The organism is Salmonella sp. SAL04196 (assembly GCF_046550835.1).
GTDB lineage: Bacteria > Pseudomonadota > Gammaproteobacteria > Enterobacterales > Enterobacteriaceae > Salmonella > Salmonella enterica.
In genome coordinates this window covers 227,481-240,778 of record NZ_JBGDXE010000003.1, presented here as the reverse complement: position 1 = coordinate 240,778, position 13,298 = coordinate 227,481, and the positions used below count along the sequence as shown (strand labels likewise).

Here is a 13,298-nt window from a genome sequence, read left to right as displayed (position 1 = left end):
CATACACGGGCGGAGAGGAAACCTCTTCGCCCGTGCCAGTAATTACCCGTTCAAAGGGCGATTATTTTTTATCTTTTACTTCTTCAAACTCAGCGTCGACAACGTCGTCATCTTTCGCGTTGTTTGCAGAAGCGTCAGCGGAGCCAGCCTGCTGCTGCGCATGTTGCTGCTGAGCGATTTCCATCAGTTTCTGGGAAACCTGCGCCAGTTCCTGCATTTTCGCTTCGATAGCGGCTTTATCTTCGCCTTTCAGGGCAGTTTCCAGCGCGCTCAGGGCAGACTCGATAGCGGTTTTGTCATCAGCCGGCAGTTTATCGCCTGCTTCTTCAACCTGCTTACGGGTGCTGTGCAGCAGATGGTCGCCCTGGTTACGGGTCTGAACCAGCTCTTCGAACTTACGGTCGGATTCAGCGTTCGCTTCTGCATCGCGAACCATTTTCTGAATTTCTTCCTCGTTCAGACCAGAAGATGCCTTGATGGTGATCTTCTGCTCTTTACCGCTATTTTTGTCTTTCGCGGAAACGTGCAGGATACCGTCAGCATCGATATCGAAGGTAACTTCGATCTGCGGCATACCGCGCGGCGCCGGGTTGATACCATCCAGGTTGAACTGACCCAGAGATTTGTTATCAGACGCACGTTTACGCTCACCCTGCAGCACATGGATGGTTACCGCAGACTGGTTGTCTTCCGCAGTAGAGAACACCTGGCTGTGCTTGGTCGGGATGGTGGTGTTTTTGGTGATAAGCGGAGTCATCACGCCACCCATCGTTTCGATACCCAGAGACAGCGGGGTAACGTCCAGCAGCAGTACGTCTTTCACGTCGCCGGTCAGAACGCCGCCCTGAACCGCTGCGCCGATAGCCACAGCTTCGTCCGGGTTAACGTCTTTACGCGGCTCTTTACCAAAGAACTCAGCCACTTTTTTCTGCACCATTGGCATACGGGTCTGACCGCCGACGAGGATCACGTCGTTGATATCAGACACGGACAGGCCAGCGTCCTGCAGTGCGACTTTCAGCGGCTCGATAGAACGGTTCACCAGATCTTCAACCAGGCTTTCCAGTTTCGCACGAGTCACTTTGATGTTCATGTGTTTCGGACCGGTGGCATCTGCGGTAATGTACGGCAGGTTCACGTCGGTCTGCTGCGCAGAAGACAGCTCGATTTTGGCTTTTTCTGCGGCTTCTTTCAGGCGCTGCATTGCCAGCGGATCGTTACGCAGGTCAATGCCCTGATCTTTCTTAAACTCGTCAACGAGGTAGTTGATCAGGCGGGTATCGAAGTCTTCACCACCCAGGTGGGTATCACCGTTGGTTGCCAGAACTTCAAAGGTTTTTTCGCCATCAACTTCGTCGATTTCGATAATAGAGATATCGAAAGTACCACCACCGAGGTCGTAAACCGCGATAGTACGGTTGCCGACTTCTTTATCCAGACCGTAAGCCAGCGCTGCGGCAGTCGGTTCGTTGATGATACGTTTGACTTCCAGACCTGCGATACGGCCGGCGTCTTTGGTAGCCTGACGCTGAGCATCGTTAAAGTAAGCCGGTACGGTGATAACCGCTTCAGTTACCGGTTCGCCCAGATAATCTTCAGCCGTTTTCTTCATTTTCTTCAGCACTTCGGCAGAAATCTGCGGCGGCGCCATTTTCTGACCTTTCACATCAAGCCATGCGTCGCCGTTGTCGGCGCCGATGATTTTGTACGGCATGATAGAAACGTCACGTTGAACTTCTTCGTCCTGGAAGCGGCGGCCAATCAGGCGTTTAATCGCAAACAGGGTGTTTTGCGGGTTTGTCACTGCCTGACGTTTAGCCGGCTGACCAACCAGAGTTTCACCATCCTGGGTATAAGCAATGATAGAAGGCGTAGTGCGATCGCCCTCGGCGTTCTCCAGCACGCGTGCCTGCGTTCCATCCATAATCGCTACACAAGAGTTGGTAGTACCCAGGTCGATACCAATAATTTTACCCATCTAAACGTCTCCACTAAAAATTCGGTCATCATGTGGTTGTGAATCTGTAATAAGGGCGAAACGTGCGGTTTCAACTACCCTGAATCGTTTTTTTTCAGACTCACCACTGCGGTTGACTACAAGATGGGGTCGTAACCCACGTCATCAAGGGGGAGATGAAAAAATTTTTTAGTGACGAGAGGGCGCGATGGAAAACCAGACAGATAAATATTCATGAAATAAATTAAACAACGAATACCATTCACGGAAAAATTGTAATAAAAAGAAAAGATTACAAAACTGAATCGTTGCCATGAGCAGAGTATGATAGACGGTAATTGCTTATTGAACCCGTCAAAGAGAAATTCCATGCGATCTGTGTTAACGATTTCCGCCGGCCTGCTTTTCGGCCTGGCGTTAAGTAGCGTCGCGCACGCGAACGACCATAAAATACTGGGTGTTATTGCCATGCCCAGAAATGAAACGAACGATCTCGCGCTGAAAATTCCCGTCTGCCGCATCGTGAAGCGCATTCAACTCACGGCGGATCACGGCGACATCGAACTTAGCGGCGCATCCGTCTATTTTAAAACTGCGCGTAGCGCCAGCCAAAACCTGAACGTCCCTTCCTCAATCAAAGAGGGCCAGACGACAGGCTGGATCAATATTAATAGCGATAACGACAACAAACGCTGCGTATCAAAGATTACCTTCTCAGGCCATACGGTAAATTCTTCCGATATGGCGAGACTTAAAGTCATTGGCGACGATTAATCGCTGTTATTTCTATTCCAAAAGCCAGACTGAAAATGAACGTCACTTATTTACACGACGAGGATTTAGACTTTCTTCAGCATTGTAGCGAAGAACAACTCGCCGATTTCGCCCGTTTGCTGACGCATAACGAAAAGGGCAAAGCTCGCTTGTCGAGCGTCCTTAGTCATAACGAGCTGTTCAAAGCGATGGAAGGTCACCCGGAGCAACACCGCCGTAACTGGCAGCTCATTGCCGGCGAGTTTCAGCATTACGGCGGCGACAGTATCGCCAACAAATTGCGCGGACACGGAAAACAGTACCGCGCGATTCTGCTGGATGTCGCAAAGCGGCTAAAACTCAAAGCAGATAAAAGCATATCGACGTTTGAAATAGAACAGCAACTGCTGGAGCATTTTTTACGTCATACCTGGCAGAAGATGGACGCGGCGCATAAGCAGGAATTTCTGCAAGCCGTAGACGCCAAAGTTTCTGAACTGGAAGAACTGCTGCCGCTGCTCATGAAAGATCGCAGTCTGGCAAAAGGGGTCTCCCACCTGCTTTCCACCCAGCTTACCCGCATTTTGCGTACCCATGCCGCAATGAGCATCCTGGGCCACGGATTGCTGCGCGGCGCAGGTCTTGGCGGCCCGGTCGGCGCGGCGTTAAACGGCGTCAAAGCGATGAGCGGCAGCGCGTATCGCGTGACTATTCCGGCGGTGTTGCAAATAGCCTGCCTGCGACGAATGATGGCAGCCGTTCAGGCGTGAATGCCCTCACAGGGGGAAATATTTTCTTTTCCCCCTTATTAGATCATAGACAGTCCTCTTCCCCCTGATTATTATGCCGCGCCCCGAATACGGAACTCGTTATTCTGGGAAACTATTTCACCATTCAATTATGATGATTTTGAGGAATTATGGGCAACACTAAGTTGGCTAATCCGGCACCGCTGGGCCTGATGGGCTTCGGCATGACCACCATTCTGCTTAACCTGCACAATGCCGGTTTTTTCGCCCTGGACGGTATTATTCTGGCGATGGGGATTTTCTACGGCGGTATCGCGCAAATTTTTGCCGGTCTGCTGGAGTACAAAAAAGGCAATACCTTTGGTTTAACGGCCTTTACCTCTTACGGTTCGTTCTGGCTGACGCTGGTCGCTATCCTGCTGATGCCGAAAATGGGCCTGACGGATGCGCCTGACGCTCAGCTACTCGGCGCTTATTTAGGTCTGTGGGGCGTGTTCACGCTGTTTATGTTCTTTGGTACGCTGAAAGCCGCCCGCGCGCTGCAATTTGTTTTCCTGAGCCTGACCGTACTGTTCGCTCTGCTGGCGGTCGGCAATATCACCGGTAACGAAGCCATTATCCATATCGCAGGCTGGGTTGGTCTGGTTTGCGGTGCCAGCGCTATTTATCTGGCGATGGGTGAAGTGCTAAACGAGCAATTTGGCCGCACTATTCTGCCAATCGGCGAAGCGCACTAAATCTCTTTATTCCTCCCGCACCGGGAGGAATAACCCTACTATCAGTATCTTCCGGTCAGGATGACATATTCTCACGTCTGGCGCTCTTCGGACGGAAAGCGGCAACCACTTCCGGCGCGGTTTCGACATACGGCCCGTCAAGCAGCTGTATGCAATACGGCACGCTCGCAAAAATGCCCGGCACGCTAACGCTGCCATCGTCCGCTTTTACGCCTTCCAGCGTTTCTTTGATCGATTTTGGCTGTCCAGGCAGATTAAGAATTAACGCCTGTTTACGGATAACGCCCACCTGGCGGGAAAGAATGGCGGTCGGCACAAAGCGCAGGCTGATCTGGCGCATCTGCTCGCCAAAACCTGGCATTTCACGGTCAGCGATGGCAAGGGTCGCGTCCGGCGTGACGTCGCGACGTGCCGGACCGGTACCGCCAGTGGTCAGCACCAGATGACAGCTCATCTCATCGACCAGTTCACACAACGTTTGCTCGATAATTTCCTGTTCATCAGGAATTAAGCGCCGTTGGACCTCGAAAGGCGTGGTCAGTGCAGAAGCGAGCCACTCCTCAAGCGCAGGAATGCCTTTATCCTGGTAAACGCCGCTTGAAGCGCGGTCGGAGATAGAAACTAAGCCAATACGTAAGGTATCCATAATTATTCCGTTAAAACAGTCTCGTTAAACAGAATGATACACTGCGAAGGGAAGGACAGACAGGTTTCAGAAGAGGTAGCGTGACCCATATCAGGGCCACGCGTTAATGATTACAGCAGATCGCCGATCATTTTTTCCAGTTTTTCCTGGTCTACCGCAAACTTACGGATACCATCCGCCAGTTTGTCAACCGCCATCGGATCCTGGTGATGCTGCCACAGGAACTCGGCTTCGGTAATGCGTTCCGGACGCGCTTTGACTTCGCCGGAGAAAGAGAGCTTACGCTCAATCGCCCCTTCGCTTTCCGCCAGTTCTTTCAGCAATGCCGGCGCGATAGTCAGACGGTCGCAGCCCGCCAGCTCCAGAATTTCGCCTACGTTACGGAAGCTTGCGCCCATAACGACGGTTTCGTAACCATGCTGTTTGTAGTACTCGTAGATTTCCGTTACGGAAACCACGCCCGGATCTTCAGCTGGCGCATAGTCTTTCTTGTCGGTATTGGCTTTATACCAGTCAAGAATACGACCTACGAACGGCGAGATCAGGTAGACGCCCGCTTCGGCGCACGCACGCGCCTGCGCGAAGGAGAACAGCAGCGTCAGGTTACAGTTGATGCCTTCTTTTTCCAGCTGTTCGGCTGCGCGAATGCCCTGCCAGGTGGACGCCAGCTTGATCAGGATACGATCGTTGCTGATACCCGCATCATTGTAGAGTTTAATGATACGTTTTGCTTTGGCGATAGACGCTTCAGTGTCATAAGACAGACGCGCGTCAACTTCGGTAGAAATACGCCCCGGCACCAGCTTCAGAATTTCCAGGCCAATATTCACCGCCAGCTTATCGGTCGCGTCAACAACCTGCTGCGCGCGGTTGCTGCTCTGCTGTTTCGCCCAGGCGACAGCATCGTCAATCAGCTTACGATATTCCGGGATTTGCGCTGCGTTAAGAATGAGAGAAGGGTTAGTTGTAGCATCCTGCGGCTGATACAGCTTCATTGCCGCGATATCTCCGGTATCAGCCACTACGGTGGTGAACTGACGAAGGGAGGTCAATTTGTCCGTCATGATAGAGTTTCTCTTTAAACAGCTTGTTAGGGGATGTAACCGGTCTACCCTGATGATAACACGACGCACTCACAGCGCAACCGCCTACATGCACCTGGCTGCCCTTGTGCACTGTTTGCGTATCTGCCGACGGTTGATGCGCAATTAAAGGATACCGCCGTATTTATGGTAAACTGCCGTTAATATTAGTCTGACAAGGTCATCTACATCATGGGTCACGCTTATACAGGATTATCAAAGCGTGCCGGCATCAACAAGAGGGACGTTAATGCCTGAGTTTTTCAGTTTTATTAACGAAATACTCTGGGGCTCGGTAATGATTTACCTGCTGCTCGGCGCAGGATGTTGGTTTACCTGGCGTACCGGATTCATTCAGTTTCGTTATATTCGCCAATTTGGCCGCAGTCTGAAAGGCAGCCTTAGCCCGCAGCCAGGCGGCCTGACGTCGTTTCAGGCGCTGTGTACCAGCCTCGCGGCGCGGATTGGCAGCGGTAATCTGGCCGGCGTGGCGCTGGCTATCGCCGCAGGCGGTCCCGGCGCGGTATTCTGGATGTGGGTCTCGGCCATCATTGGCATGGCGACCTCCTTCGCCGAGTGTTCGCTTGCCCAGCTTTATAAAGAACGTGACCCGACAGGCCAGTTCCGCGGCGGCCCGGCGTGGTATATGGCGCGCGGGCTGGGAATGCGCTGGATGGGCGTGGTTTTCGCCCTCTTTCTGCTCGTCGCCTACGGGTTGATTTTTAATAGCGTGCAGGCGAATGCCGTCTCACGCGCGTTCCATTTCGCCTTCAACATTCCGCCACTTATCTCCGGCATTGCTCTGGCGTTCTGTGCCCTGTTAATTATCATTCGCGGCATAAAAGGCGTCGCCCGCCTGATGCAATGGCTGATTCCCCTCATCGCGTTATTGTGGGTCGCCGGCAGCGTGTTCATTTGCCTCTGGCATATTGAGCAAATGCCTGGCGTTATCGCCTCGATAGTCAAAAGCGCATTTGGCTGGCAGGAAGCCGCGGCAGGTGCAGCCGGATATACGCTCACTCAGGCTATTACCAGCGGTTTTCAGCGTGGGATGTTCTCTAATGAAGCGGGTATGGGGTCAACGCCTAATGCGGCCGCGGCGGCAACGTCGTATCCCCCTCACCCAGTCGCGCAGGGGATTGTGCAAATGATTGGCGTATTCAGTGACACCATTATCATCTGTACCGCCAGCGCGATGATTATCCTGCTGGCGGGGAATCACGCGTCCCACTCGTCAACAGAAGGCATTCAGCTTCTCCAACATGCAATGGTTTCGTTGACCGGTGAATGGGGCGCCAGTTTTGTCGCGCTTATCGTCATTCTGTTCGCGTTCAGTTCTATCGTCGCCAACTATATTTACGCTGAAAACAATCTGTTTTTTCTGCGGTTACATAACGCAAAGGCCATCTGGCTATTACGCCTTGCGACGCTTGGCATGGTTATCGCCGGTACGCTTATCAGTTTTCCGCTGATATGGCAGCTCGCTGACATGATCATGGCCTGTATGGCCATTACCAATCTGACGGCGATTTTGTTGCTCTCACCGGTGGTGTATACCCTCGCCAGCGATTATCTGCGACAACGGAAACTGGGCGTAAGACCGCAGTTCGATCCGCGGCGCTTCCCGGATATCGAACCACAACTGGCGCCAGATACCTGGGATGCGGCATCGCGCGATTAAGCCGACAATCGCAACCATCGGTCAACTCTGCGGCGTTTTTTTGCTAAAGTCGCAGAAAATTCCCTGCAAGGACTGGATATGCTGATTCTGATTTCACCTGCAAAAACGCTTGATTATCAAAGCCCGCTGGCCACGACCCGCTATACCCAGCCGGAGCTGTTGGATCACAGCCAGCAGCTTATTCAACAGGCCCGCCAGCTTTCGGCGCCGCAAATTTCCAGGCTGATGGGAATTAGCGACAAACTGGCGGATCTCAACGCCACGCGTTTTCATGACTGGCAGCCTCATTTTACGCCGGATAATGCACGCCAGGCGATTCTGGCGTTCAAAGGCGATGTTTATACCGGCCTACAGGCGGAAACGTTCAACGACGCGGATTTTGATTTTGCTCAACAACATCTGCGTATGCTCTCTGGCTTGTATGGCGTATTGCGCCCGCTGGATTTAATGCAGCCTTATCGTCTGGAGATGGGGATTCGCCTGGAGAATCCGCGCGGCAAAGATCTTTATCAATTCTGGGGCGATATCATTACCGATAAGCTCAACGAAGCGCTTGAGGCGCAGGGCGATCGGGTGGTGGTGAATCTGGCCTCCGAGGAATATTTTAAATCGGTGAAGCCGAAGAAACTGAATGCCGAACTGATTAAGCCCGTGTTCCTTGATGAGAAAAACGGCAAGTTTAAGGTGGTAAGCTTCTACGCCAAAAAAGCGCGCGGACTGATGAGCCGTTTTATTATTGAAAACCGCTTAACGAAGCCGGAACAGCTTACCGCGTTTGACCGTGAAGGGTATTTCTTTGATGAAGAAACCTCCACAAAAGACGAGCTGGTCTTTAAACGCTACGAGCAGTAACGACATCGCCGGATGGCGGTTACGCCTTATCCGGCCTACAAATCGACACCACCCCATAGGCCCGGTAAGCGACAGCGCCACCGGGCGCAATGGTTACTGGCGGGTCATCATCAGCTTACGCAGGGCGGCAAAATCCGCAGGCAGATGATGTGAAAGCAGCGGCAGATCGGCGCGTTCGGCGAGCGCTTCAGGCAAGGCCAGCGTTTCTCCCAGAATGGACTCCACGCTTTCTTTAAACTTCGCCGGATGCGCCGTTCCGAGAAACAAGCCATACTCGCCAGGGTTTAACTGGTCGCGTAATGCCCGATACGCTACCGCCGCATGAGGTTCCGAGATATAACCTTTCGCTTTCAGCTCGCGCATCGTCTGCTGTGTCGTAGTGTCATCCACCGCCGCATAGCCCAGCTCAGTCAGGCGCCAGATTTTACGGCGGAATAGCTCCTCCACGCGCGGCCAGTTATTCGGCTGGCTGACATCCATCGCATTCGACAGGGTCGCCTGCGTCGCTTTCGGTGCCCACTTTCCGTCATGCAGAAAACGCGGCACCGTGTCGTTGACGTTGGTGGCGGCGATAAAACGTTTCACCGGTAGGCCTAACGACTTCGCCAGCAGCCCTGCCGTCAAATCGCCAAAGTTGCCGCTGGGGACGGAGATCACCAGTTGGTTACGCGCCCCCTGCGGCAGTTGCGCCACGGCTTCAAAGTAGTAGCAAATTTGCGCCAACAGGCGGCTGATATTAATTGAATTAGCCGAATTCAGCCCCAGCGCCGTTTTCAGTTCTTCGTCATCAAATGCCTGTTTCACCAGCGCCTGGCAAGCGTCGAAATCGCCGTCGATCGCCACGGTTTCAATGTTGCCGCCCAGCGTACAGAACAGTTTTTCCTGCAACGTACTGATTTTACCGCGCGGGTAGAGAATGACGACCCGCACATTTTCCAGGCCATAGAACGCGTGAGCCACCGCCGCGCCGGTATCACCTGACGTTGCGGTCAGAATCGTCACCGGTTTGTCGCCGCTGATATGCGTCAGCATTTGCGCCATAAAACGCCCGCCGAAGTCTTTAAAGGCCAGCGTCGGACCATGGAATAGCTCCAGGCAACCGACATCGCTTTCTACCTGCGCTACCGGCGCCGGGAACGCAAACGCCGCGCGGACGCGCTCTTCCAGAATTTGCTGCGGTATTTCATCGCCAATAAATGCCGAGAGGATCTTTGCGCTACGGCTGACAAAGTCCTGGTTGAGCATCTCATCAATTTCCGTCAGGCTAAACTCCGGCAGATCGTGCGGAAAAAAAAGTCCCTGCTGTTTGCCCAGTCCTTGCGTGACGGCCTGCGCAAAGCTGACCTGCTCATTATGGTCTTTCAGATTATAGAGTTTCATTGATTATCCCACTACTCGTGCGCCCGCCGTATCCAGCCGGCAAATATGAACGAAGCCTTCCTGATTTTGCAGATAATGTTTGCTCAGCCAGTCCGCGACGCGCTGCGCCGTCTCCGGTTTATCGCATAGCGCAAACAGCGTCGGCCCCGATCCTGAAATCCCGCTCGCCAGCGCGCCGATCTCCGATACCGCCTGCCGCGCCTGGCTAAAGCCCGGCAGTAAACGCGCGCGGTATGGTTCGGCAATAACATCTTTCATCAGCGCGGCGGCAAGCTGCGGCTGCCGCGAGTAACAGGCGTGAATAAAACCGGCCAGATGCCGTCCATGCGCAATGCAATCCTGACGGCGATACTGCGCAGGCAAAATGGCCCGTGCTTCTGCGGTAGAAACTTTAATGCCCGGATAAGCCAGTACCCATAGCCACTCATCAAAGCCCGGCACCTGCTGACTAATAATGCCGTTTTCTTCAATCATCAGCTGCATACCGCCAAGAAAGCACGGCGCGACGTTATCGTAATGGATGCTGCCGGAGATACGGCCTTCCAGCTCGCCCATCAGCGCCAACAGACGCGTGTCGTTTAACGGTTTGCCGCAGTGCTCATTCATCGCGACCAGCGCAGCAACGACGGAACAGGCGCTGGACCCTAACCCGGAACCAATCGGCATATTTTTTTCCAGCGTCATCGCCACCGGGATGGTTTTCCCCAATGCCTGGCAAAAACGTTCCCAGCACTGATAAACAATATTTTCACGCGGCTCCGGCGGCAGTTTATCGGCAAATCGCCCCAGGTTATGCAGACGGAAATGGTCCGCTGCTTCAACGGATACCACATCGCCCAGCAACGTGCCGTCAACGGGTGTGACGGCCGCGCCCAACACGTCGAAACCGACGCTCATGTTCGCGCTGGAAGCCGGGGCATACACTTTCACCATGTTAAACTCCTAACTTCCATGAGAGGGTCCGTAACAGATCGGCAAACACGCCCGCCGCCGTCACATCATTGCCTGCGCCGTAGCCGCGCAGCACCAACGGCAAGGGCTGATAATAGTGGCTGTAGAACGCCAGTGCGTTTTCACCGTTTTTCACTTTGAAGAGCGGATCGTTACCATCAACTTCGGCAATCTTCACGCGGCACACGCCATCCTCTTCGATATTGCCCACATAGCGCAATACCTTACCTTCATCACGAGCTTTTGCCACACGGGCGGCAAACGCATCGTCAAGCTGCGGCAGATGCGCCATAAAAGCGGTCACATCGCCGGAGGCGTCAAAATCGTCCGGCAACACCGGTTCAATCACGATATCGGAAAGCTCCAGCTCGCGGCCCGTCTCGCGGGCGAGGATCAACAGTTTACGCGCCACATCCATACCGGAAAGATCGTCGCGCGGATCGGGTTCGGTATAGCCCATCTCGCGCGCCAGAGCGGTCGCCTGTGAGAGACTCATCCCCTCTTCCAGTTTACCGAAAATAAAAGAGAGCGACCCGGAAAGAATGCCGGAAAATTTTTGCAGTTCATCACCCGCATTCAGCAGGTTTTGCAGGTTTTCGATCACCGGCAAACCGGCACCGACGTTGGTGTCATACAAGAATTTGCGCCGTGATTGCGCGGCGGCGAAACGTAGCTGATGGTAGTAGTCCATCGACGAGGTGTTCGCTTTCTTGTTTGGCGTCACCACATGGAATCCTTCACGCAGGAAGTCGGCATACTGGTCGGCCACCGCCTGACTGGAGGTACAATCAACAATCACCGGATTGAGTAGATGATATTCTTTCACCAGGCGAATTAAGCGTCCCAGATTGAACGGCGCGTTCGCTTGCGCCAGTTCCGCCTGCCAGTTGTCCAGATTCAGGCCATGCACATTGGTTAGCAACGCCTTTGAGTTCGCCACGCCGCACACGCGTAGATCGATGTGCTTGTTCTTCAGCCAGGTTTGCTGACGTTTAAGCTGTTCCAGTAGCGCGCCGCCGACGCCGCCGACGCCAATGACAAACACTTCAATCACCTGATCGGTATTGAACAGCATCTGGTGCGTTACCCGCACGCCGGTGGTGGCATCGTCGTTATTCACCACCACAGAAATGGAACGCTCAGAAGATCCCTGAGCGATCGCCACGATATTGATATTAGCCCGCGCCAGCGCGGCGAAGAATTTCGCTGAAATGCCGCGTAGCGTGCGCATACCGTCGCCGACAACAGAGATAATCGCCAACCGCTCAGTAACCGCCAGCGGCTCCAGCAGCCCCTCTTTCAGCTCCAGATAGAACTCATCCTGCATCGCACGTCGGGCACGCGCGCAGTCACTCTGCGGCACACAGAAGCTGATGCTGTACTCAGAGGAGGACTGGGTAATGAGCACCACCGAGATCCCGGCGCGAGACATGGCGGCGAAAACACGCGCCGCCATCCCAATCATCCCTTTCATTCCCGGGCCGGAGACGCTAAACATCGCCATGTTGTTAAGGTTAGAGATCCCTTTAACCGGCAGATTATCATCGTCGCTGGATGCGCCGATCAGCGTTCCTGGCGCCTGCGGATTGCCGGTATTTTTAATCAGACAGGGGATCTGGAACTGGGCGATAGGCGTAATGGTGCGAGGGTGAAGGACTTTGGCGCCGAAGTAAGAGAGTTCCATCGCTTCCTGGTAGGACATCGATTTCAGCAGCCTGGCGTCCGGCACCTGACGTGGGTCACAGGTATACACGCCATCGACGTCAGTCCAGATTTCACAGCAGTCAGCGCGTAAACAGGCGGCCAGCACGGCGGCGGAATAGTCGGAACCATTACGGCCCAGCACCACCAGTTCACCCTTTTCATTACCGGCGGTAAAGCCCGCCATCAGGATCATGTGATCGGCTGGGATCTGGCTGGCGGCGATACGGCGAGTCGATTCCGCGATATCGACGGTAGATTCAAGGTAATGGCCCACCGCCAGCAATTTTTCTACCGGATCAATCACCGTGACGCGATGTCCACGCGCCTCCAGGAGTCCCGCCATAATCGCGATCGACATTTTTTCGCCACGGCAAATCAGCGCGGCGTTGATGCTATCCGGGCACTGACCCAGCAGGCTGATACCATGCAAAACATGTTTGATCTGAGCGAATTCTTGTTCGACAACCATTTTCAACCGTGCAAGCGGGAATCCCGGCTGTGCGCTGGCAAGTCCTGCGAGCAGATCGGAAAAAATACGTTCGGCATCGCTGATATTCGGCAAAGCATCCTGGCCGCCGATAGTTTTTTCAATCATTGCCACCAGATGGTTGGTAATTTTCGCGGGGGCGGAAAGTACGGTCGCTACCTGCCCTTGCCTGGCATTGCTTTCCAGAATATCGGCAACACGCAGAAAACGTTCTGCATTTGCCACTGATGTACCGCCGAACTTCAACACTCGCATGGTTGTTACCTCGTGATCTCTGGTCGAAAAAAAAGCCCGCACTGTTCAGGTGCGGGCTTTTTTC

General features: G+C 53.8%; 11 protein-coding genes and 1 other annotated feature (1 of these 12 only partly in view). Of the genes, 5 read left to right on the top strand and 6 right to left on the bottom strand.

The genetic code is table 11. The annotated features are described in order from the left end of the window. Positions 1-61: 61 nt before the first annotated feature. Positions 62-1,978: a molecular chaperone DnaK gene (gene dnaK / locus ACLJPE_RS13955; protein WP_000516126.1), complete on the bottom strand. Its 1,917-nt coding sequence runs from the start codon at positions 1,976-1,978 to the stop codon at positions 62-64. 348 nt (positions 1,979-2,326) lie between these two features. Between dnaK and ACLJPE_RS13950 the strand changes: the two genes are divergently transcribed. From ACLJPE_RS13950 to satP, 3 genes are all read left to right on the top strand, one after another. Then, on the top strand, positions 2,327-2,731 hold the full coding sequence (locus tag ACLJPE_RS13950; protein WP_001258082.1) for a DUF2541 family protein: 405 nt from the start codon (positions 2,327-2,329) through the stop codon (positions 2,729-2,731). 35 nt (positions 2,732-2,766) lie between these two features. Further along, positions 2,767-3,480, top strand: a complete 714-nt coding sequence (gene msyB, locus ACLJPE_RS13945; protein WP_023137528.1) for an acidic protein MsyB — start codon at positions 2,767-2,769, stop codon at positions 3,478-3,480. Positions 3,481-3,629: 149 nt separating this feature from the next. Then, positions 3,630-4,196: an acetate uptake transporter gene (gene satP / locus ACLJPE_RS13940; protein WP_000528525.1), complete on the top strand. Its 567-nt coding sequence runs from the start codon at positions 3,630-3,632 to the stop codon at positions 4,194-4,196. Between the two features lie 55 nt (positions 4,197-4,251). On the opposite strand, the gene mog is transcribed toward satP, so the two are convergent. Together mog and tal are read right to left on the bottom strand one after the other, a co-directional pair. Beyond that, positions 4,252-4,842 carry a molybdopterin adenylyltransferase gene (gene mog / locus ACLJPE_RS13935; protein ID WP_000380373.1) on the bottom strand — a complete coding sequence of 197 codons (591 nt, stop codon included), beginning with the start codon at positions 4,840-4,842 and terminating at the stop codon, positions 4,252-4,254. 110 nt (positions 4,843-4,952) lie between these two features. Further along, positions 4,953-5,906, bottom strand: coding sequence for a transaldolase (gene tal / locus ACLJPE_RS13930; protein ID WP_000130179.1), 954 nt, complete (start codon positions 5,904-5,906; stop codon positions 4,953-4,955). Positions 5,907-6,174: 268 nt separating this feature from the next. Between tal and ACLJPE_RS13925 the strand changes: the two genes are divergently transcribed. Continuing rightward, entirely contained in the window at positions 6,175-7,605 is a 1,431-nt protein-coding gene (locus ACLJPE_RS13925) for an alanine/glycine:cation symporter family protein (protein ID WP_001642372.1), read from the top strand. A 78-nt stretch (positions 7,606-7,683) separates the two neighbouring features. After that, entirely contained in the window at positions 7,684-8,457 is a 774-nt protein-coding gene (yaaA, locus tag ACLJPE_RS13920; RefSeq protein ID WP_000906174.1) for a peroxide stress protein YaaA, read from the top strand. 93 nt (positions 8,458-8,550) lie between these two features. On the opposite strand, the gene thrC is transcribed toward yaaA, so the two are convergent. From thrC to thrA, 3 genes are read right to left on the bottom strand one after another with little or no spacing between them, the layout of a single operon-like run. Next, positions 8,551-9,837: a threonine synthase gene (thrC, locus tag ACLJPE_RS13915; RefSeq protein ID WP_039514730.1), complete on the bottom strand. Its 1,287-nt coding sequence runs from the start codon at positions 9,835-9,837 to the stop codon at positions 8,551-8,553. Between the two features lie 3 nt (positions 9,838-9,840). After that, positions 9,841-10,770 carry a homoserine kinase gene (thrB, locus tag ACLJPE_RS13910; RefSeq protein ID WP_000241685.1) on the bottom strand — a complete coding sequence of 310 codons (930 nt, stop codon included), beginning with the start codon at positions 10,768-10,770 and terminating at the stop codon, positions 9,841-9,843. A 1-nt stretch (position 10,771) separates the two neighbouring features. Continuing rightward, positions 10,772-13,234, bottom strand: a complete 2,463-nt coding sequence (thrA, locus tag ACLJPE_RS13905; RefSeq protein ID WP_039514732.1) for a bifunctional aspartate kinase/homoserine dehydrogenase I — start codon at positions 13,232-13,234, stop codon at positions 10,772-10,774. A gap of 25 nt (positions 13,235-13,259) precedes the next feature. Further along, positions 13,260-13,298, bottom strand: a sequence feature (Thr leader region); it runs 82 nt beyond the window's last position.